14 protein-coding genes and 1 pseudogene are annotated in these 19,690 nt (G+C 72.3%); 6 read left to right on the top strand and 9 right to left on the bottom strand.

Translation table 11 applies throughout. The annotated features are described in order from the left end of the window. Complete coding sequence (locus ACIBTS_RS25730) at nucleotides 1-918, bottom strand: ABC transporter permease (RefSeq protein ID WP_399322439.1); 918 nt, start codon at nucleotides 916-918, stop codon at nucleotides 1-3. Between the two features lie 172 nt (nucleotides 919-1,090). On the opposite strand from ACIBTS_RS25730, the gene ACIBTS_RS25725 reads away from it, so the two are divergent. Further along, nucleotides 1,091-1,738 (top strand): TetR/AcrR family transcriptional regulator, encoded by a 648-nt coding sequence (locus ACIBTS_RS25725; protein ID WP_319674513.1) that lies wholly within the window; start codon nucleotides 1,091-1,093, stop codon nucleotides 1,736-1,738. 50 nt (nucleotides 1,739-1,788) lie between these two features. Here ACIBTS_RS25725 and ACIBTS_RS25720 read toward each other — a convergent pair. Both ACIBTS_RS25720 and ACIBTS_RS25715 read right to left on the bottom strand, forming a co-directional pair. Then, nucleotides 1,789-2,115 (bottom strand): annotated as a pseudogene (locus ACIBTS_RS25720) (ADP-ribosylglycohydrolase family protein); the annotation flags it as partial. A 13-nt stretch (nucleotides 2,116-2,128) separates the two neighbouring features. Then, a complete protein-coding gene (locus tag ACIBTS_RS25715; protein WP_399322437.1) occupies nucleotides 2,129-2,665 on the bottom strand; it encodes a MarR family winged helix-turn-helix transcriptional regulator in 537 nt (178 codons plus the stop codon). Between the two features lie 120 nt (nucleotides 2,666-2,785). Here ACIBTS_RS25715 and ACIBTS_RS25710 point away from each other — a divergent pair, with 120 nt between their 5' ends. Beyond that, nucleotides 2,786-3,199: an organic hydroperoxide resistance protein gene (locus ACIBTS_RS25710; RefSeq protein WP_079661896.1), complete on the top strand. Its 414-nt coding sequence runs from the start codon at nucleotides 2,786-2,788 to the stop codon at nucleotides 3,197-3,199. A 48-nt stretch (nucleotides 3,200-3,247) separates the two neighbouring features. On the opposite strand, the gene ACIBTS_RS25705 is transcribed toward ACIBTS_RS25710, so the two are convergent. The 6 genes from ACIBTS_RS25705 to ACIBTS_RS25680 all read right to left on the bottom strand — a co-directional run bounded on the left by ACIBTS_RS25705 (nucleotide 3,248) and on the right by ACIBTS_RS25680 (nucleotide 13,834). Continuing rightward, entirely contained in the window at nucleotides 3,248-3,988 is a 741-nt protein-coding gene (locus ACIBTS_RS25705) for a hypothetical protein (protein WP_399322436.1), read from the bottom strand. 241 nt (nucleotides 3,989-4,229) lie between these two features. After that, nucleotides 4,230-6,293 carry a CDP-glycerol glycerophosphotransferase family protein gene (locus ACIBTS_RS25700; RefSeq protein WP_399322435.1) on the bottom strand — a complete coding sequence of 688 codons (2,064 nt, stop codon included), beginning with the start codon at nucleotides 6,291-6,293 and terminating at the stop codon, nucleotides 4,230-4,232. A gap of 171 nt (nucleotides 6,294-6,464) precedes the next feature. Further along, nucleotides 6,465-7,292, bottom strand: coding sequence for a carbohydrate ABC transporter permease (locus tag ACIBTS_RS25695; protein ID WP_099937252.1), 828 nt, complete (start codon nucleotides 7,290-7,292; stop codon nucleotides 6,465-6,467). A gap of 20 nt (nucleotides 7,293-7,312) precedes the next feature. Continuing rightward, the gene (locus ACIBTS_RS25690) at nucleotides 7,313-8,656 is read right to left on the bottom strand and encodes a carbohydrate ABC transporter permease (RefSeq protein WP_399322433.1); all 1,344 of its coding nucleotides are present in this window, start codon (nucleotides 8,654-8,656) and stop codon (nucleotides 7,313-7,315) included. Nucleotides 8,657-8,663: 7 nt separating this feature from the next. Beyond that, nucleotides 8,664-10,049: an ABC transporter substrate-binding protein gene (locus ACIBTS_RS25685; RefSeq protein ID WP_399322431.1), complete on the bottom strand. Its 1,386-nt coding sequence runs from the start codon at nucleotides 10,047-10,049 to the stop codon at nucleotides 8,664-8,666. A gap of 143 nt (nucleotides 10,050-10,192) precedes the next feature. Then, nucleotides 10,193-13,834, bottom strand: coding sequence for an FHA domain-containing protein (locus tag ACIBTS_RS25680; RefSeq protein WP_399322476.1), 3,642 nt, complete (start codon nucleotides 13,832-13,834; stop codon nucleotides 10,193-10,195). 334 nt (nucleotides 13,835-14,168) lie between these two features. Between ACIBTS_RS25680 and ACIBTS_RS25675 the strand changes: the two genes are divergently transcribed. The 4 genes from ACIBTS_RS25675 to ACIBTS_RS25660 all read left to right on the top strand — a co-directional run bounded on the left by ACIBTS_RS25675 (nucleotide 14,169) and on the right by ACIBTS_RS25660 (nucleotide 19,616). Further along, nucleotides 14,169-15,860, top strand: coding sequence for a serine/threonine-protein kinase (locus tag ACIBTS_RS25675; protein ID WP_399322429.1), 1,692 nt, complete (start codon nucleotides 14,169-14,171; stop codon nucleotides 15,858-15,860). A gap of 176 nt (nucleotides 15,861-16,036) precedes the next feature. Continuing rightward, complete coding sequence (locus ACIBTS_RS25670) at nucleotides 16,037-17,287, top strand: serine/threonine-protein kinase (RefSeq protein WP_399322427.1); 1,251 nt, start codon at nucleotides 16,037-16,039, stop codon at nucleotides 17,285-17,287. Nucleotides 17,288-17,345: 58 nt separating this feature from the next. Further along, nucleotides 17,346-18,449 carry a peptide chain release factor 2 gene (prfB, locus tag ACIBTS_RS25665; RefSeq protein WP_399322426.1) on the top strand — a complete coding sequence of 368 codons (1,104 nt, stop codon included), beginning with the start codon at nucleotides 17,346-17,348 and terminating at the stop codon, nucleotides 18,447-18,449. A gap of 270 nt (nucleotides 18,450-18,719) precedes the next feature. Further along, nucleotides 18,720-19,616 carry a hypothetical protein gene (locus tag ACIBTS_RS25660; protein WP_399322424.1) on the top strand — a complete coding sequence of 299 codons (897 nt, stop codon included), beginning with the start codon at nucleotides 18,720-18,722 and terminating at the stop codon, nucleotides 19,614-19,616. The last annotated feature ends 74 nt before the right edge of the window (nucleotides 19,617-19,690 follow it).

The raw sequence follows: 19,690 nt of genomic DNA, 5'->3' as shown, positions 1-19,690 counted from the left end.
TCAGCCACGGCCGTACGTCTCCTCAGCCTTCCAGAAGTAGATGAAGCCACAGACGCCGGCGAGCACCGCCCAGCCGGTCGCGATCAGCCACACATGGGGCGGCAGTTTGCTGGCGTGGAAGCTGTCGATCAGCGCGAAGCGCATCAGGTCGATGTAGACGGCGGCGGGGTTGGCCCGCAGCAGGTCGCCGACCCAGGTGGGCATGCCGTGGTGCTTCTCGATCAGGTTGTCGATGCTCCACATGACGCCCGAGATGTACATCCAGGTGCGCAGGATGAACGGCATCAGCTGGGCGATGTCCGGCGTCTTCGCGCCGGCCCGCGCCATGATCATCGAGACGCCGGCGTTGAAGACGAACTGGAGCGTCAGCGCCGGGATGACGAGGAACCAGGACAGGGCCGGCGGCACGCCCACCGCGAACAGGATGAGCACCAGGGCGGCCATCGAGAACAGCAGCTGCTGGAGCTGCTGCAGACAGAACGAGAGCGGCAGCGCGGCCCGGGGGAAGTGCAGGGCCCGTACCAGGCCGATGCTGCCGGAGATGGCGCGGGTGCCCGTCATGATCGAGCTCTGGGTGAACGTGAACACGAACACGCCCGTGACCAGGAACGGGATGAAGTCCGCCACGTTCCTCTTGGTGTCCAGCAGGACACCGAAGATGAAGTAGTACACCGCCGCGTTCAGCAGCGGGGTCATCACCTGCCAGACCTGGCCCAGCTTCGCCTGGCTGTACTGGGCGGTGAGCTTGGCGGTGGCGAACGCGGTGATGAAGTGGCGGCGCGCCCAGAGCTGGCGGATGTACTCCGGCAGGGGAGGGCGGGCGCCGCTGACCGCCAGGCCATGCCGCTCGGCCAGGGCTGCGAGCTCGCCGGGACCGTAGGCCGGTGTCTGGGGCGGTGTGTGGAGGACCTGACTCACATCCGCTGCTTTCACTCGGGGGAGGGGGGTTGCGGGCGCCGTTTCCTTAAGTCGTCCGACGTTTTCTTACGTTTCTCTTCACGTTTTCTTACGTCAGGACGGGACCGTATCGTCGCAACGTGAGAGTAGGCCGAGTTGACGTCGGAACGCAACCGTATCGTCGTAACGCCCTATGCTGGTCGCCATGACGACGAACACGACGAACGCCGAAGGACCCCAGGTGCGCCCGCGCCGCCGGGCGCCCGCGGGTGCGGCCGTGCTCCGCGAGGAGGTGACGGAAGCCATCCGGGCCGCCGTCTTCGAGGAGCTCGCGACCGTCGGCTACGCCCGGATGTCCATCGAGGGCATCGCCCGCCGCGCGGGAGTGGGCAAGACCGCGGTGTACCGCCGCTGGCGCTCCAAGCTGCACCTGGTCCTCGACATCGTCTCGGTCATCGCCGTGCAGGGCCTGCCGGCCCCGGAGACCGGCAGCCTGGAGGGCGACCTGCGCATGCTCTACGAGGTGACCTCGCGGGCGCTGCGCCATCCTGTGGCCTCGCAGATCATCCCGGACCTCCAGGCCGAGGCGGCCCGCAATCCCGACATCGCCGAGGCCATGCAGAAGGCTCTGAAGGAGGGGCAGGACGGGGTCGCCCTGAAGATCGTCGCGGCGGCGGAGCAGCGCGGGGAGATCCGTGCGGGGTTCAACGAGGAGTTGGCGCTCGATCTGATCTCGGGTCCGCTGTACTGGCGTTCGGTGGTGATCCGCAGCCCGAAGTTGCCCAAGGGGTACCTGGCCGCACTGGCTCGGGCGACCGCCGAGGCGATCAAGGCGCTGTAAGCGGTCGAGGCGCTGCAGGGCGTGTTGAGGCGCGGTGGCTCAGCAAGGCGCTGCAGGCCGATGTCCTTGGGGTCGGCGGCGGCCCAGCGCCGGAAGCGGTGGAAGACGTCGGCCGGGTCCAGTCCGCCGCGCTCCAGCAGGGACTCCCCGACGAGGACGGCCATCTGCGTGTCGTCGGTCGCCTCCCCCGGATCCCAGCCGCCGCCCCCGCACATCTCGCCGGCGCGCGCGGCGGAGCCGCCCTGTCCGGCCGGCGGGAAGCGTTCGGAGAACGCGCCCTCCGGTCCGAACTCGAAGGGCGCGCCCAGCGCGTCCCCCACGGCGGAGCCGACGACACAGCCGACGGCGCAGTTGACGGCGTGCGGCGAGTCAGTCATCCGGGCCGCCCGGCTATCGGTTCTGCGGTGTCTTCTGGGTTTCGTGTGTCTCTTCCGTTTCCTGGGCGGCCGCCGCGTCGAGTGCCACGGTGAGCTGGTCCAGGCGCTCGCGCAGGACGCCGATCTCGGAGAGTTCGAGGCCGGTGGCGCCGAGGATTCTGCGCGGCACCCCCAGGGCCTGCTCGCGCAGGGCCGTGCCCTCCTCGGTGAGCCGCACCTCCACCGAGCGCTCGTCGCGGGCGTTGCGCTCACGTCGTACCAGACCGGCCGTCTCCAGCCGCTTGAGCAGCGGGGAGAGCGTGCCGGAGTCCAGACGCAGGTGTTCGCCCAGCTTCTTGACGGGCAGCGGGCCCTCCTCCCACAGGACCAGCATCACCAGGTACTGCGGATAGGTCAGCCCGAGATCCTTGAGGATCACGCGGTACACGCCGTTGAAGGCGCGGGACGCCGCGTGCAGGGAGAAACAGATCTGGCGGTCCAGGCGGAGCCAGTTCTCCGTGGCGTTCTCCTGGCCGACGGCGGGCAGCGGGGTGGGGACGGGGGCGGTCATGTCCCCAGGGTAGCTCTTACCCGCAATTTAGTTGTGCCCAATTGAATTGTGTGCTCTACTTATCTCCGTCGGGCGGCCGGACCGGGCCGCCGGAACATGATCTGAGAGGGATGGTTTTCCATGGACGCGCTCTACACCGCTGTCGCCACCGCCACGCACGGCCGCGAGGGCCGCGCCGTCTCCTCCGACGGCAAGATCGACCTCGCGCTGGCCATGCCTGCGGAGCTCGGCGGCAACGGGGAGGGCACCAACCCGGAGCAGCTCTTCGCCGCCGGTTACGCCGCCTGTTTCGGCAGCGCCCTGGGCCTCGTCGGCCGCGCCGCCAAGGTCGACGTCAGCGACGCCGCGGTGACGGCCGAGGTCGGCATAGGCAAGCAGGGCGAGGGCTTCGGCCTGAAGGTCACGCTGCGCGTGGAGCTGCCCGACGCCGTGGACGAGGAGACCGGCCGCAAGCTCGTCGAGCAGGCCCACCAGGTCTGCCCTTACTCCAACGCCACCCGCGGCAACATCGAGGTCGACCTCGTCGTCGAGTAGTCCAGGCCTCTCAGTCGGGACCTCAGCGGCGGGCGGCGCGACACGCGGTCAGTGTCCCGCCGCCCGCCGCACCCGCCACGCCCGCAGCCACAGCGCGGGCACACAGATCAGCACCAGCCAGAAGTGTCCGGGCACCCCTTGCGGCAGCCGCTCGGGCAGCGGATCCGCACCCGCGATCCCGGTCCTCAGGACGAGCGCGTCCAGGTAGGGCCTGCAGTACGCCGCCGTCGACGGCACCGCGGCCGTGAGCGCCCACCGGCTCACCACGGCGGCCCGCCGCTCGCGTTCCCACCCGGCGACGAGCGCCACCGCCCCGACCGCCGCCGCGACGAACGTCATCGGGTGCACCAGCAGGATCAGCGCGTACAGCGCCCCGACCGACGCGTACCCCCACAGGCTCGGCAGGCCGCTCGGACCGACGAACCGGACCGGACAGCGCACCGCCCCCGCGCGCGTGCCCGTCCACGCCCAGGCCCAGCAGGTCAGCCCGACGGCCAAGGTCGACGGATGACCGAGGCCGCCGGCACCGTCCGGCCAGGACCCGTCGCCGCCCCACAACAACGCCAGGCCGAACAGGCCCAGGCCCAGGAGCGCGGCCCGGCGACGATCCGTCAGCACGCGCGTGAAACGGCCGATCCCCGTCAGCAGCACCAGCAGGTTGAACGGTCCGGCCACCGCCGCGCGGCCCAGCGGGTCCCGCCAGCACGCGAGCGACATCGCCAGCCAGACCAGGGTGCCGAAGAACTGGTACGGCGTCGGAGGCCGGAAGACGCGGGCAGTGGGGCGCATTCCTCGCGTCTTCCCCCTCGCGGCGTTCTGCTCCCGGCGGCTAGGCCGCACGGCGGATCCTGACGCCTTCCCGAGGCGTTTGCGAGGCGTTTCCGAGGCGTTTGCGACGCCTTCCCGCCGTGCCCGCGACCAGGCGCCGGAGGCGAACACCTGCGCCAGTTCCTCGTCGGAGCGCGTCACATGTCCCGGTGGCTCGGCCGTGATGTCGAAGTATGTGCCCCGGGCCGCCCGCGAACGGCGTTCAGCAGCCGTCGGCGACGGGGCCGATGACAGGGCCGATGACAGGTCCGGTGGCGGGGCCGGTGGCGGAGGGCTGCGGCACGGGGGCGAGCGGGGTGCGCGCCGAAGGCACTGACGTCGCCGGCTGTGCCGCCGACTGCGCCGTCGACCGGGCCGTCGACGGCACCGGGCGGCGTTCGGCGAGCGGCACCACCGCGGGCAGCTCCGACTCGCCCAGCACGATCCGCCGGACGACCCGCTCGGCGGCGCGGCCGTCGTCGTGGGCGCAGAACCGCTCGCGGAACGCGCCCCGCAGCTGGGCCGAGCGGGAGCCGCGCCAGTGGCCGGTCGAGAAGACGTCGATCAGCTCGTCCTCGCTGCGCGCGACCGCGCCCGGGGCGAAGGCCCGCAGGTCGAAGTAGGTGCCGCGGGCCGCCTCGTACGCCTCCCAGTCATCGGCGTGGATCACGATCGGGCGGTCCAGGTTGGCGTAGTCGAACATCAGGGACGAGTAGTCGGTGATCAGGGCGTCCGAGGCCGGACAGAGGGCCTCCACACTCGGATGGCCGGTGACGTCGACGACGCCGGCCACCCGCAGGGCCACAGGGGCGTCCTGCCGGTAGTGCGCGCGGGACAGCACCATGAAACGCGGGCTCAGACGGCGCAGCACGCGTTCCAGGTCGAGGTGGGAACCCCGGACGCGGCGGTAGTCGCGGTGGGTCGGCGCGTACAGGACGGCGACCGTGTCGCGCGGGATGCCGCGGGACTCGCGCAGCCGGGCCACGTCCGGCGCCGTCCAGTAGGTGGCCGTGCCGGGGCGCACCTGGCGCGGGCCCGGCGGGACGGCCCCCTGGTGCTCGGGCCGGGCGATCCACGCCGTGCGCACCTGCGGCGCGAACGTGCGGAACGCCTCCTCCAGCGCGCCCGGGTTGCAGCTGTGCCCGCGTCCCCCGTACGCGGCGAACACGGCCCGGTCGGCGCGCAGCGGCAGCCGCAGCCGGACGCGGTAGTGGGCCTGCAGAACGGCCGCCCGCAGGGTGCGGAACAGCTTCGAGGCCGCCTTGTGCGTACGCCGGCGCACGCACATCGACATCTGCAACAGCCGGTAGGTGCGGTGTACGCCGAAGTGGACCACGGTGTGGCGCAGCCGTGAGCGGTGGGGGTGCCCCCACTCGAGCGGAGCCGAGAGCGGGGGAGGGGCCGAGGCGCCCGGGACGCGGTAGCGGCGGTAGTGGGCGCGCGCCCTGCGCAGGAACTCGGCGCGCGAGCCGCGCGGGAGCCGGTCGCGCCTGGTGAAGACCGTCGACAGGTGGTCGACCATGCGGTGGAACAACACCGGCCGCCACTGGGCGAGTTCGGGTCGCCGCTCGACGAACGCGAAGACCCGGTCGTACTGCTCGAAGACGTCGAAGTGCCCCCGGCTCGTGGTGGACGGGATGTTGCCCCGGCGGCGCCGGCGGTGGTGCACGCAGACCCGGTCCAGCGTCGCCAGGGTCCGTGCCGCCAGCAGCGCCGGGTACGTCCACGGAGTGTCCTCGTAGTCGCCGGGCGGGAACGTGAGGCCCTCGCGTTCGATGAACTCCCGCCGGTGGGCCTTGTTCCAGGCCACCATCAGCATGTTCAGCAGCCCCGGGCGGTCCGCCGGCCGGAACGGGGCCGGGCCCTCCTCGGTGAGCTGGTCGGCGAACGGGTTGCGGACGGTCTCGCCCGTCCAGTACGTGCTCGCGTGGTCGTAGACCAGGACGTCCGGCTCGCCCGTCTCCTTCAGCCGGTCGGCGATGGTGCGCAGCGCGTCCGGGGTGAGCGTGTCGTCGGAGTCGAGGAACAGCAGGTAGTCGCCGCTCGCCTGCGCCAGCCCCGCGTTGCGGGCCTGCCCCGGACCCACGTTCCGCGGCAGGTGCACGACGCGCACGCGCGTGTCGCGGGCCGCGAACTCGTCGATGATCTCGCCGCAGGCGTCCGGCGAACGGTCGTCGACGGCGATCAGTTCGAGATCGGCGTACGACTGGGACAGCACCGATTCCAGGCACTCGTGCAGATACGCCTGAACCCTGTACGCGGGGACGATGACACTGAACCTGGGCAAGGCACATCCATGGGTCGGCGCGGGCGGGGGGCAGGGCCTTGCCCGGGAACGGCCAATGGGGTGAATCGGTTACGGTTCGTGCGGCATACGGAGGATTGGGCGTGAGGGGAATGCGGGTGAACGGAGAAGGGCGGGCCGATGGCTCGGCCCGCCCCTGACCGCTTTCCCGGGTTACTTGACCGCGCCCGCCATCACACCGGACACGAACTGCCGCTGGAACGCGAAGAACACGGCCAGCGGGATCACCATCGAGATGAACGCGCCGGGCGCGAGCACGTCGATGTTGTTGCCGAACTGCCTCACCTGCGTCTGCAGGGCGACCGTGATCGGCTGGCTGTCGGCGTTGGTGAACACCAGCGCCACCAGCATGTCGTTCCACACCCACAGGAACTGGAAGATGCCCAGGGACGCGATCGCCGGCCCGCCCAGCGGCATCACGACCCGCGCGAACAGCCGCAGTTCACCGGCGCCGTCCAGGCGGGCCGCCTCCAGCAGTTCACGGGGGATCTCCGCGAAGAAGTTCCGCAGCAGGAACACCGCGAACGGCAGCCCGAACCCGACGTGGAACAGGATCACGCCCAGAATGTTCCCGAACAGGCCGATCTTGCCGAACAGTTCGGCGATCGGGATCAGCGCCACCTGCACGGGCACCACCAACAGCCCCACGACGCCCAGGAACCACCAGTCCCGGCCCGGGAACTCCATCCACGCGAACGCGTAGCCGGCGAGCGAGCCGATGACGACGACCAGGACCGTCGCCGGCACCGTGATCAGCACGGTGTTGACGAGCGAATTGGTGATGTCGCTGTTCTCCAGGAGCTTCTGATAGCTGTCGAAGGTGAGCTGGGAGGGCTGGGAGAACACCTTCCACCAGCCGCTGGCGCTCATGTCCTCGGGAGCGCGCAGCGAGGAGATCAGCAGCCCGATGGTCGGCACCAGCCAGAACAGGCCGACGACGATGAGGAAGACGCGGACCAGCCCGCCGTTCAGCTTCTCCATGACCCATTCGAGCCGCTTCGTCACCGCCGCACCTCCCGCCTGAGCCGACGCACGTTGAACCACATCACCGGGATCACCAGCAGCAGCAGGAACACCGCGATCGCGCTGGCGATGCCGGGCTGGTCCTCGGAGAAGCCCTTGCGGTACAGCTCCAGGGCGAGCACGTTCGCGTCGTCCTGCGAGGAGCCCGGGGCGATGATGAAGACCAGGTCGAACACCTTCAGCACGTTGATCATCAGGGTGACGGTGACGACCGCGAGGACCGGCGCGAGCAGCGGCACGGTGACCCTGCGGAACACCTGCCACTCGCTGGCGCCGTCGACGCGCGCGGCTTCCAGCAGTTCCCGCGGCACACCCGCCAGACCGGCCGCGATCAGCACCATCGCGAAGCCCGCCCACATCCAGATGTACGAGCCGATGATCGACGGAGTGACCAGCGACGGGCCCAGCCAGTCCAGCCCGTTGTAGGCCTCCTTGAAGTTTCCGGCGGGGAGCCGGAGTTGAGCGCCGTCGGCCTTGGCGGGGAGGCTGAAGGTGCCGTCGGCGGCGGCCTTCGTCGACGCCACCACCTTGCCGTCCTTCACCGCCTCGATCCTCATCCCGGGGTAGCCCACCTCGGACGGGTCGGGCGCGCCGAGCGTGCCCACGCCCTTGCCGCGGGTGAAGTCCTGCCAGGTGGTGCCGGTGACCTTGCCGTCCTCGGGCTGGGCCCGGACGGCTTTCTTCGCGTCGTCGGGCATCTGGTCGGGGGCGACGCCGACCAGGGGGAGGGCGACCGGGGTGCCGGCCCGGACGGGCGTCCTGGTGATGAAGCCGCCCTGGTCGGCCCGCAGCGGCGAGTCGCGTCCCGGGTGGGCCTTCGGGAACGCCGAGGCCTGGGCGAACGTGTCGTGGACGCCCACCCACACCGCGTTGGCGACGCCCTTGTCCGGGTCCTGGTCGTAGACCAGCCGGAAGATGATTCCGGCGGCCAGCATGGAGATCGCCATCGGCATGAAGACGACCAGCTTGAACGCCGTGCCCCAGCGCACCCGTTCGGTCAGCACCGCGAAGATGAGACCGAGTGCGGTGGCGACCGTCGGCGCGAACACCACCCAGATGATGTTGTTCTTCAGGGCGGTGCGGATGCCGTCGTCGGTGAAGAGGGCTTTGTAGTTGTCGACGCCGGCGAAGCCGTCGCCGGACTGGTCGTAGAAACTGCGCACGACCGAGTACCCGATCGGGTAGACCACGAGCGCGCCGAGCAACACGAGGGCGGGCAGCAGGAACAGCGCTGCCACGGTCCTTCGGGTGCCGGTCACACTCTTGCGCGAGCGAGGAGGGGTGGGGGCTCCGGGAGCCCCCACCGCCGCGGGCGTCGCCATCGCCGGGTCAGTTCCCGTACGCCGTCGCCGCGTCCGACTCCAGTTTCGCCTGGGTGCCGGCCACGTTCGTCGGGTTCTTCAGGAAGTCCTGCAGGTCCTTCCACTCGCCCTTGCCGGGCGTACCGCCGAAGGCCTGCGGGGCCTGGTCGGACATGTCGAAGCGGAAGTCGTCGCCGGCCGCGATCAGCGCCTTGGCGATCGTCTGCTGCACCTCGTTCGGATACGCGGAGATGTCGACGCTCTTGTTCGGCGAGAGATAGCCGCCGAGCTTGGCCTGGATCTCCGCCGCGTCCGGCGAGGCCAGGAAGGTGGCCAGCGCCTGGGCGCCCTTGGAGTCCTTCAGGATGACGGCCGCGTCGCCGCCGGAGACCACGGGCGCGGTGGCGCCGACCGTCGGGAACGGGAACACCTTGGCGTCCGTGCCGACCTTCGACTTGGTGTCGGCGATGTTGACCTGCACGAAGTCACCCTCGTAGACCATGGCCGCCTTCGGCTGGTCGCCGCCGGTGAAGGTCTGGGTCACCGAGGCCGGGAACTCGGTCTGCAGCGCGCCCTTCGCGCCGCCCGCCACCCAGTCCTTCTTGCCCCAGATCTGGGCGAGCGTGGTCAGCGCCTCCTTCACGGAGGGGTCCGTCCACTTGATCTTGTGCTGGGCGAGCTGGTCGTACTTCTCCGGGCCCGCCTGGGAGAGATAGACGTTCTCGAACCAGTCGGTGAGCGTCCAGCCGTCGGCGCCGCCGATCGAGAACGGCGTGACACCGGAGTCGTACACCGTCTGCGCGGTGGCCAGCAGGTCCTTCCACGTCTTGGGCTCGGCCGCCCCCGCGTTCTCGAAGACCTTGGCGTTGTACCAGATCAGAGACTTGTTCGCGGCCTTGTAGTAGACGCCGTACTGCTTGCCGCCCACCTTGCCGATGTCCTGCCAGCCCTGCGAGTAGTTCTTGGCGAGCTCCGCCTGGGCCTCGGCGCCCAGCGGTTTGGCCCAGCCCTTGTCGGCGGCCTGCTTGATGGCGCCGGGCTGCGGCAGCATCGCCACGTCCGGCGGGGCGCCGCCCGCGATCTTCGAGCCGAGGAAGTTGATGATCGGGTCCTGCGCGGGCACGAAGGTGATCTTCGCGCCGGTGCGCTTCTCGAACTCGGCCAGAACCTTCTTGAAGTTCGCCTGCTCGGTACCGGTCCAGACGGCGGCCACCTCGAGCGTGGTGCCGTCGAGCTTGGGGAGGGTGAGAGTGCTGCCGGAGTCCTTGGTTCCGGTGCTGCTGTCGCTTCCGCTGCTCTTGCCGTCGCCGCTGCTGCACGCCGTGGCCGAGAGCGCGAGGGCCCCCGCCAGGAGCGTGGCGGCTGCTTTCACGGTCCTGCGTGTCCGGATGGTGTCGTCGCTGGTGCTGCGCATCACTGCCCCGTTCTTCGTTCCTCGTCGAACGTTGAGCGCTGTCCCGTGGGCACTGGTCTACGCCGGGTGCCATGCCTCGGCAAGAGCGCCCCCGCTGCCAAGCGGGGGATCGTGACCGCGTCGTGATCGGTGGGCGCCGCTCCTCACACGCCGGACGGGCTGAATTGGCCGAGTTGGCGTGCCGCCCGCTCCAGGGCGCTGGCCAGCAGGGCCAGGTCGGTGGGGCCGTTGCCCAGTTCTCGGACCGGTCTGCGGGTCGGAGGGTCGCCCATGCGGGGCCACTCCAGGGGAACCACCGTGGGGCGCAGCGTCGCCGTGCGGGGGATACGGCCCGTGACGCGGCCGCCCTGGAACGGGGTGAGTCGGCCGTCCGCACCCTTGAGGCGGCCTCGGCCCGGCGCCGGTTCGTCCGCGCCGGAACTCGGCGGGTCGAGAGTGATCCGAACGGTGGACATGCGGGCCGGTTCCGACTCCGCCGTACGGCCTCCGGGACCGGCCGCCGCCACCAGGTGCACGCCGAGCCGCTCGCCCTCGCGGGCCACCGCCTCCAGCGCGCGCATGACGGAGCCGGCGGCGGGCCGGCCCGGGGAGCCGAGAGCGGGGGCGACGAGGGCGTCCAGGTCGTCGACCACGACCACCAGACGGGGCAGCGGGGACACCGTCTCGGTACGTTGCCGGGCGGCCGCTCCCGGGCGCAGCCGGAGGGTGGTGCTGGGCGGGGCCTCCAAATCGGCGGCGCCCGATGCGGCGCCGGACGTGGCGTTGTGGCCCGCTCCGGTCCCCGGGGGCGGGGTGTTCGCGGTGCGCTGCGGGACGATGCGGCCGGAGACCGCGCGGTGCGTGTGCCACTCCGCGAAGTGGGAGCGGCCCAGCAGTTCGGCCCGCCGCTTCAGCTCGGCGCTCAGCGACTGCGCGAACTCCCGCATCCGTACCGGGTCGTTGGCGGTGAGATGGGTGGTGACATGCGGGACGTCCGTGCAGACCTGCAGGCCGTCGCCCGGGCCGCCGCTGCCCTTGCCGACGGTGTCGCGGCCGTCCAGCAGGATGATGCCCAGCCGGTCCGGGCGCTCGGCCGCGGCCAGCGAGGCGACGACCGCCCGCAGCAACTCCGTACGCCCGCTGCCGGTCGGGCCCTCGATCAGCAGATGGGGGCCCTCGGCGACCAGGTCCACCCCGACCGGCCCGCGCGGACCGGCGCCGAGCACGGCCCGGACCCGGCCGCCGAGCGCGTCGGAGTCGTCCGCCGCGTCCGCCCAGCGGGCCATCAGGGAGGCCGGCGTGGCCCGGGCGAGACCCAACTCGTCCAGGAGACGCGCCGACTGGGGCAGCGGCGCCGACACACGCGTGTGCCGCTCGCCGCCGCCCGAGCCGTCCGTTCGCAGCGGTGCGAGAGCCCGCGCGAAGCGTTCGGCCCAGGCCGGGGAGACCGCGTCCACCGCGCCGACCGTGCCGGCACCCACCGGGCCGGGCCGCTCCGTCTCCGCCCCGGCCCGCGCGACCCGCAGCAGCCGCAGGGCCGTCGCCACGTCCCCGCTGAGCAGCGCGACCGCCCCGCACGCGCGGAACGTGGGCGCCGTCGCGCAGGCCGCCTCGTACATCTGCGTCACCGGTGCGGCAGGGGAGGCCGCGGGCGTCTCCGCCAGGCAGACGACGTGGATCCCCGCGCGCGGACCGGCCACCGCGAGCCGGCTCACGGCTTCCCGCAGGTCGGCGCCGCCGGGGTCGCCGTCCACCACGAGCACCGTGTACGGGCCGGGGAAGCCGCCGCCCGTCGTGTCGTCGGCCACCGCCCAGGAGGGTCGGCGTTCGGTGCCGCGGGGCGCGGGTACGTGCGCCGGTGCGGTGGCGCTGTCCGCGCCGCTCGGGCTGTCGGAGAGGTGGTCCTGAAGGCGGCGCAGGAGTTCGTCGGTGCGGGCCGTGGCCTGGTCGCGGTCGTAGGCGAGCAGGAGACGGCAGTTCTGGCCGTGCCCGGGCCGCAGTTGGGGCAGCCAGCCCAGCCAGGACCACTCGGCGACGCGCTCCTCCTCGGAACGCGCGCGGTCCGCGCTTATCAGGACGACTTCCAGGGCGTCGGGGGAGTGCAGCGCGGCGAGCTGGGCCAGCACCGCGCGTGCCAGCCCGGACAGCCGCGGGCGCGGCCCGGCCAGACCGAGCGCGCCGACCTCGCGCAGCCCCGCCGTCACCGGGACCGCGGGCAGCAGGCCCGAGCCGTCCGGCGCCGGCCGGTCGGCGGTGCCCAGCCGCACGGTGAGCGCCTCCGGGTGGCCCGGGCCGCGCTCCCACAGGCGGGGGCCCGGGCCCAGCGCGGTCAGCAGCAGCGCCGCCGGGTCCGGCCAGGTCTCGGGTGCGGGCGGCGGGGCGGCGGCCGACGGCTGCGCCTCGATACCGGCCGGCTCGTCGTCGTGGTCCCCCGGGGCGGCCGTCTCCTGGTCGCCCCCGCGGCCCCCGGCCAGCCGCCGCGCCCACCCGGAGAGCCCCCCGCGTCTGCGCACGCCAGGGGGCACGTCGGTGCCGCGCAGGGGGGTGCCTTTGCGGCGGGAGGCGCTCCGCGGGTCGGTGTCGGGGACGTCGTCAGGGCCGTCGTAGGGGGAGGCGGGGGAGGCGGGTGAAGCGGCGGACGGGTGCTGCGGGGGGTGGGAGGCGTGGGAAGCCGGGGAGTTGTGAGACCCGCGGACGTCGTCGTCCGCCGTGGTGAACGAGCCGAGGCCGGAGCGGCCGCCGTGGGTGGCCGAGGCGTCCATGGCTGCGCCGCCCGCTGCGGGCGTGCCGCCCGGGGGAACGGCTCCCGGCGGGGTCCGGCGGCCGACGTCCGCCGCGCGCGCCGTGCCGTCGCCGCGCCGGCTCTCGATGCGTGGCGCCGTGCCCTGGTCCGGCACCAGCGGCGTCTCCCCGGAGCCGCGCGGGCGCTCGCCCCGGGCGTCGGCCGAGCCGCTCCAGTCCACCGTGCCGTAGGCGTGACCGGTCGGACCGGAAGGGCCCGCCCGGCCGACCGGGCCGCTCGTGGCCGACGCGGTGCCGCCTGGCACGCGCGCGGGGGCCGGTCCCGTCGTGCCGGCCGGTTCGCTGCCGCCCGGCACACGCGTGTGGCGGGCCGCCTCCGCGTCCGTCCCCCCGCACGGCACCCGGACATGACCCTCCCCGTCCGGGGTCGTCGCCACCCGGGGGCCCGGGCCGCCGGGCGGGGCCAGGCGCAGGGCCGACTCGCCGATGCGGAGCAGGGCGCCGGGGGCGAGGCGGACGGGCCGGGACGGTACGCGCGTGCCGTCCAGGGTGGTGCCGTTGGTGGAGCCGAGGTCGGCGACCGTGAGCCGGCCGTCGGGCGAGAGCGTCAGCGCGCAGTGCAGGCGCGAGACGTCCGGGTCGTCGAGGGGCACGTCGGCGTCGGCGGAGCGGCCGACGCGGACCTGGCCGCCGTGCAGGAGATGGACCCCGCCCGCGTCGGGCCCCGCCACCACGTGCAGCCGGGCCGGGGCGTCGTCGACCTCGGGATGCGGTTCGGGGTCGGCCGGGGCGCCCAGGGACAGCACCGCGCCGTCGATCAGCGGGGGCTCGCCGAGCGTGCAGCGCTGGGCGTCGAGCCGCTCCACGCCCGCGTACAGCACGACTGCGGCCGCGGTCGAGGACGACGCGGCGCCCTCGCCGGAGACCGCCGCGGCCAGCGCCGACGCCACCGCGGCCAGGGCGGTGCCGGCGGGCGCCGTGACCAGCACGTCGCAGCTCGCGGCCCGGCCCCGCGCCTCGGGGTGCGGGCCCTGCGGGTCTACGACGGTCAGCCGGATCTGCATCGCCGTCAGCGGTCCCTTCTGCACGGGCGCGGACTTCCCCCACCCCACACGAGCACAGCGGCCAGTACTGAAGGCATCCTCGCACCTGTCACTGACAATGCGCCCACCACCCGATGGCAAGTGATCTTGATTGGTCGGCTCTGCCCGCAAAAGTGCCTGACAAGTGCGGCGCCGATGATCAGTTGAGATCGGTCACGTCCGGCTCCGGCAACCAGGACGACCGAGTCACGCGTCTTTCCTTCGCACCAGGACGACAGCCCGGTGTCCGTACGGCGGCACTACAGTGGGTCGGAACACGGACAGACAGGTAAGCAAGCAGCAGGGAGCGCGTGACGTGCGGCCAGTCGGCAGCAAGTACCTGCTCGAGGAGCCGCTCGGACGCGGCGCCACGGGCACCGTCTGGCGAGCCCGCCAGCGCGAGACCGCGGGCGCCGAGGCGGCCGTGCCCGGCCAGCCCGGTGAGACCGTGGCGATCAAGGTCCTCAAGGAAGAGCTGGCCAACGACCCCGACGTCGTGATGCGCTTCCTGCGGGAGCGGTCCGTACTGCTGCGGCTGACCCACCCGAACATCGTCCAGGTCCGTGACCTGGTCGTCGAGGGCGATCTGCTGGCGCTGGTCATGGACCTCGTCGAGGGCCCCGACCTGCACCGCTATCTGCGCGAGAACGGCCCCTTCACCCCCGTCGCCGCATCCCTGCTCACCGCCCAGGTCGCCGACGCGCTCGCCGCCAGTCACGCCGACGGCGTAGTGCACCGCGACCTGAAGCCGGCCAACGTGCTGCTGCGGCAGAACGGCGGGGAGATGCACCCCCTGCTCACCGACTTCGGCATCGCCCGCCTCGCCGACTCCCCGGGACTGACCCGCACCAGCGAGTTCGTCGGCACGCCCGCGTACGTCGCCCCCGAGTCCGCCGAGGGCCGCCCGCAGACCTCCGCCGTCGACATCTACGGCGCCGGCATCCTGCTGTACGAGCTGGTCACCGGCCGTCCGCCGTTCTCCGGCGGTTCCGCCCTGGAGGTCCTCCACCAGCATCTGAGCGCCGAGCCGCGCCGCCCCTCCACGGTCCCCGATCCGCTGTGGACGGTCATCGAGCGCTGTCTGCGCAAGAACCCCGACGACCGGCCGAGCGCCGAGAACCTCGCGCGCGGGCTGCGGATCGTCGCCGAGGGCATCGGGGTGCACGCGAACTCGATGCAGATCGCCGCCGCCGAGGGCGTCGGCCATGTGCTCGCGCCCGACCCCTCGCCCGCGACCGTGCCCGGCGGCGCCTACGACCCGAACGCCGCGACCAGCGTCCTGCCGCACACGAACGGCCCGGCGGGCGCCGCCGACCCCACCGCCGTCCTGCCGCACACGGGCACTCCGCAGGGCGCGGCCGATCCGACGGCCGTCCTGCCGCCGGTGCCGCCGCACCAGCAGGGGCAGCAGCCCGAGCAGCCGCACCCCTGGCAGTCCCAGATGCAGGGCGCCCGCGCCCGCAACGAGCAGACCCAGGTCCAGCAGTACCTCGACCCCGGCGAGGACCCGCTGCGCCGCCGCCCCCAGCGGCAGGTCAACCGCCAGCAGCCGCAGCAGCAGCCGTATCCCCCGCAGCAACCGCAGCAGCAGCGGCCTCCGCAGCGTCCGCAACAACAGCAGCCCGGCTACGGGTACCAGGGGCAGCCGCAGCAGCAGTACGCGCCTCCGCAAGCCCAGCAGCCTCACCAGCAGCCCCAGCGGTACGCGCCGCCGCCGCAGCCCCAGCAGCCGCAGCAGCGGCCCGCGCCCGAGCCCCGGCAGCCGCGCGAGCCGCGGCAGCGCAGCGCCAACCCGATGCGGATCCCCGGCCTGGGCTGTCTCAAGGGCTGCCTGTTCACGATCGTCATCCTGTTCGTGGCCGGCTGGCTGGTCTGGGAGTTCAGCCCGCTGCAGGGCTGGATCGGCACCGGCAAGAGCTACTGGCAGCTGGTCACCGGCTGGATCGGCGATGTCACCGGGTGGATCGGCGACCTGGGCGGGAGCGGCTCGGGCGGCACCGGGAACTGAGGCACCGGTGGCCGCCGGGAGACACCGGTCGGCACCGGTCGGCACCGTTTCGGCGCCTGCCCTGACCGCGAGTTTGTGGACTTGTCGACATCTGACGGGTGATTTCCGTCTCCGCGGTGAAGGTTGGCTCTTCGGACGCGTACTTTGATGGGCAACACGCGTCTGTAGGAGCAGTCTTGGCACGGAAGATCGGCAGCCGGTACACCGCCCACCAGATCCTGGGACGGGGCAGCGCCGGCACGGTGTGGCTGGGCGAGGGACCGGAAGGCCCCGTCGCCGTCAAGCTGCTGCGCGAGGACCTCGCCTCCGACGAGGAGCTCGTGGGCCGCTTTGTGCAGGAGCGCACGGCACTGCTCGGTCTGGAACACCCCCATGTGGTGTCCGTACGGGACCTGGTGGTCGACGGCAACGACCTGGCGCTGGTCATGGACCTGGTCCGGGGTACCGACCTGCGCACCCGCCTCGAACGCGACCGGCGGCTCGCGCCCGAGGCCGCCGTGGCGATCGTCGCGGACGTCGCCGAGGGCCTGGCCGCCGCGCACGCCGCCGGGATCGTGCACCGCGACGTGAAGCCCGAGAACATCCTGCTCGACATGCAGGGCCCGCTCGGCCCCGGTGGCTCGCACCGCGCGCTGCTGACCGACTTCGGCGTCGCGAAACTCATCGACACCCCCAAGCGGACCCGCGCCACGAAGATCATCGGCACGCCGGACTACCTCGCCCCGGAGATCGTCGAGGGCCTCCCGCCGCGCGCCTCGGTCGACATCTACGCCCTGGCGACGGTGCTGTACGAGCTGCTCGCGGGCTTCACCCCGTTCGGCGGCGGGCACCCGGGCGCGGTGCTGCGCCGCCATGTCACCGAGTCCGTCGCCCCGCTGCCCGGCATCCCGGACGAGCTGTGGCAACTGCTCGTGCAGTGCCTGGCGAAGGCGCCGGCCTCCCGGCTGCGGGCGTCCGAGCTGGCCGCACGGCTGCGGGAGCAGCTGCCGACGCTGGCGGGAATGCCGCCGCTGGACGTCGACTCGCCGGACACGGAGCAGGAGGACGGCGCCGAGCCGCACGAGACCGCGCCCGCCGCGTCCGCCCCCGAGGCGCCCTCCGGGAAGGTCCGGCGGGGCTCTGTCCCGCTGGTGCCGGGCGCGAAGCCGGACTCCAACCGCGACACCCACACGTCGATGCGCGTCCCCGCGCCGGACGAGCTGGCGGGCGGGGCGCACGGGACGGCCCGGGTGCCGAGGGCGGCCGGTGCACCGCGCCCCGGCTCGGCACGGAACCGTTCCGCCACGCGTCGGCGCCGGATCACGCTGGGCGTGGCCGCGGCGGCCCTGGTCGCTGCCGCGGGGATCGGCACCTGGGCGGCCACCTCGGGCGACGACGCGGGGGCGACCCCGCAGGACACCAACAACTCGACCCCGGCGTCACCGTGACCTCCTCGTCTCCCGGATGCCGGACGGGCTGGGATGCCGGGTCCGTTACGCTGGAGGCGTGGCAGTCGTCGATGTATCCGAAGAGCTCAAGTCCCTCTCCTCGACCATGGAGTCGATCGAGGCCGTTCTGGACCTCGACAAGCTGAGGGCAGACATCGCCGTGCTCGAGGAGCAGGCGGCCGCGCCGTCCCTGTGGGACAACCCGGACGAGGCGCAGAAGATCACCAGCAAGCTGTCCCACCTCCAGGCCGAGGTCAGGAAGGCGGACGCGCTGCGCGGCCGGATCGACGACCTCTCCGTGCTGTTCGAGATGGCCGAGGAGGAGGACGACCCGGACACCCGCGCCGAGGCCGAGTCCGAGCTCACCGCCGTCAAGAAGGCGCTGGACGAGATGGAGGTCCGGACGCTGCTCAGCGGGGAGTACGACGCCCGCGAGGCGCTCGTCAACATCCGTGCCGAGGCCGGTGGCGTCGACGCCGCGGACTTCGCCGAGAAGCTGCAGCGCATGTACCTGCGGTGGGCGGAGCAGAAGGGCTACAAGACCGAGATCTACGAGACGTCGTACGCCGAAGAGGCCGGCATCAAGTCGACCACCTTCGCCGTGCAGGTCCCGTACGCGTACGGCACGCTCTCCGTCGAGCAGGGCACGCACCGCCTCGTGCGCATCTCGCCCTTCGACAACCAGGGTCGCCGGCAGACCTCCTTCGCGGGTGTCGAGATCCTCCCCGTGGTCGAGCAGACCGACCACATCGAGATCGACGAGTCCGAGCTGCGGGTGGACGTCTACCGCTCCTCCGGCCCCGGCGGCCAGGGCGTGAACACCACCGACTCCGCGGTGCGCCTCACCCACCTGCCCACCGGCATCGTCGTCTCCTGCCAGAACGAGCGGTCGCAGATCCAGAACAAGGCGACCGCGATGAACGTGCTCCAGGCGAAGCTGCTGGAGCGGCAGCGCCAGGAGGAGCGGGCCAAGATGGACGCCCTCAAGGACGGCGGCAGCTCCTGGGGCAACCAGATGCGTTCGTACGTCCTGCACCCGTACCAGATGGTCAAGGACCTGCGCACCGAGTTCGAGGTCGGTAACCCCGAGGCCGTGTTCAACGGTGAGATCGACGGGTTCCTGGAAGCCGGAATTCGCTGGCGCAAGCAGCAAGAGAAGTAGTTTTGTCGACAAGGTAACCGCCCCTGGATCAGGGGCGGTTACCTTTTACGTCACATTCACAACACCGCCATCGCGCAAAGCGCCCCGACCTGGACATTGCGTGCGCAACGACCTTGACGTTGCTTTGAAAAATGGGGAAGGTGCAGTGTGGCATGCGTATCTCCGGGGCGCATGTGAACCGGGGGACTTCAGCTGCATCTCTGCTACCTCCGTCGATCACAGTCCCGAGCGCGGCCTCATCGACGATCAGCTACTGGGGGTAGCAACCATATGACCAAGAAGACGCGGATCCGGGTCGCGCGCATAGCCGCCGGCGCCGTGATCGCCGCGGGCGCCTCGCTGACGATCGCCGGCGTCGCCTCGGCCGACACCGACGAGGGCGGCCTGAGCGGGCTCGTCTCGACCGTTGCCGGTGACGGCGACGACCCGTGCACCATCGTCGCCAACCCGGACTGCGAGGACGGCGGCAACACGGCGGCGGGCAACTCCAGCGAGGGCAACACGGCCGCGGGCAACGCCTCCGAGGGCAACACGGCCGCGGGCAACGCCTCCGAGGGCAACACGGCCGCGGGCAACGCCTCCGAGGGCAACACCGTCGCGGGCAACACGTCCTCGGGCACCGTCGCGGGCAACACGTCCTCGGGCACCTCGACGGGTACGTCGACCGGTACGTCCACGGGCACCTCGACCGGTACGTCCTCGGGCACCTCGACCGGTACCTCGGCGGGCACGTCGACCGGTACTTCGACGGGCACGTCCACGGGCACCTCGTCCGGTACGTCCACCGGTACCTCGGCGGGCACGTCCACGGGCACCTCGTCCGGTACGTCCACCGGTACCTCGTCCGGTACCTCGACGGGCAACACCTCCTCGGGCTCGTCCTCCGAGGGCGGCACCTCCGCCGGTTCGACCTCGGCCGGCAGCGCCTCCGCCGGTACGGGCACCGGCACCGACGGCGCCTCCACCCAGGAGGTGGGCAGCTCCGCGCTGACCGACACCTCGGACACCTCCGACGCGGCCGCGCAGAGCGGCGGCAAGGAGCTGGCCGAGACCGGTGCCGGACAGACCATGTTCCTGATCATCGGCGCCGCCACGATGATCGCCGGAGGCATCGGCTTCCGCGTGCTGCCGCGCCTCGTGGAGGGCCGCGGCGGGGCCGCTGCCTGACGGTAGGTAGTCGCACCCGTACGTGACGTACGCACCAAGGGGCCCGGAGCAGCAGCTCCGGGCCCCTTCGGGTG

The sequence above is a fragment of the Streptomyces sp. NPDC050121 genome, assembly GCF_044460385.1.
Classification (GTDB): Bacteria; Actinomycetota; Actinomycetes; order Streptomycetales; family Streptomycetaceae; genus Streptomyces; species Streptomyces soliscabiei.
Note: the sequence above shows the minus strand (reverse complement) of the source record. Positions and strands in the feature narration are given on the sequence as shown.

Coding starts and splice junctions, on each gene's coding strand:
- ACIBTS_RS25725 (WP_319674513.1), top strand. CDS start 1,091: ATGCTGGTCGCCATGACGACGAACACGACGAACGCCGAAGGACCCCAG.
- ACIBTS_RS25715 (WP_399322437.1), bottom strand. CDS start 2,665: ATGACCGCCCCCGTCCCCACCCCGCTGCCCGCCGTCGGCCAGGAGAAC.
- ACIBTS_RS25710 (WP_079661896.1), top strand. CDS start 2,786: ATGGACGCGCTCTACACCGCTGTCGCCACCGCCACGCACGGCCGCGAG.
- ACIBTS_RS25705 (WP_399322436.1), bottom strand. CDS start 3,988: ATGCGCCCCACTGCCCGCGTCTTCCGGCCTCCGACGCCGTACCAGTTC.
- ACIBTS_RS25695 (WP_099937252.1), bottom strand. CDS start 7,292: ATGGAGAAGCTGAACGGCGGGCTGGTCCGCGTCTTCCTCATCGTCGTC.
- ACIBTS_RS25690 (WP_399322433.1), bottom strand. CDS start 8,656: ATGGCGACGCCCGCGGCGGTGGGGGCTCCCGGAGCCCCCACCCCTCCT.
- ACIBTS_RS25685 (WP_399322431.1), bottom strand. CDS start 10,049: ATGCGCAGCACCAGCGACGACACCATCCGGACACGCAGGACCGTGAAA.
- ACIBTS_RS25680 (WP_399322476.1), bottom strand. CDS start 13,834: ATGCAGATCCGGCTGACCGTCGTAGACCCGCAGGGCCCGCACCCCGAG.
- ACIBTS_RS25660 (WP_399322424.1), top strand. CDS start 18,720: ATGACCAAGAAGACGCGGATCCGGGTCGCGCGCATAGCCGCCGGCGCC.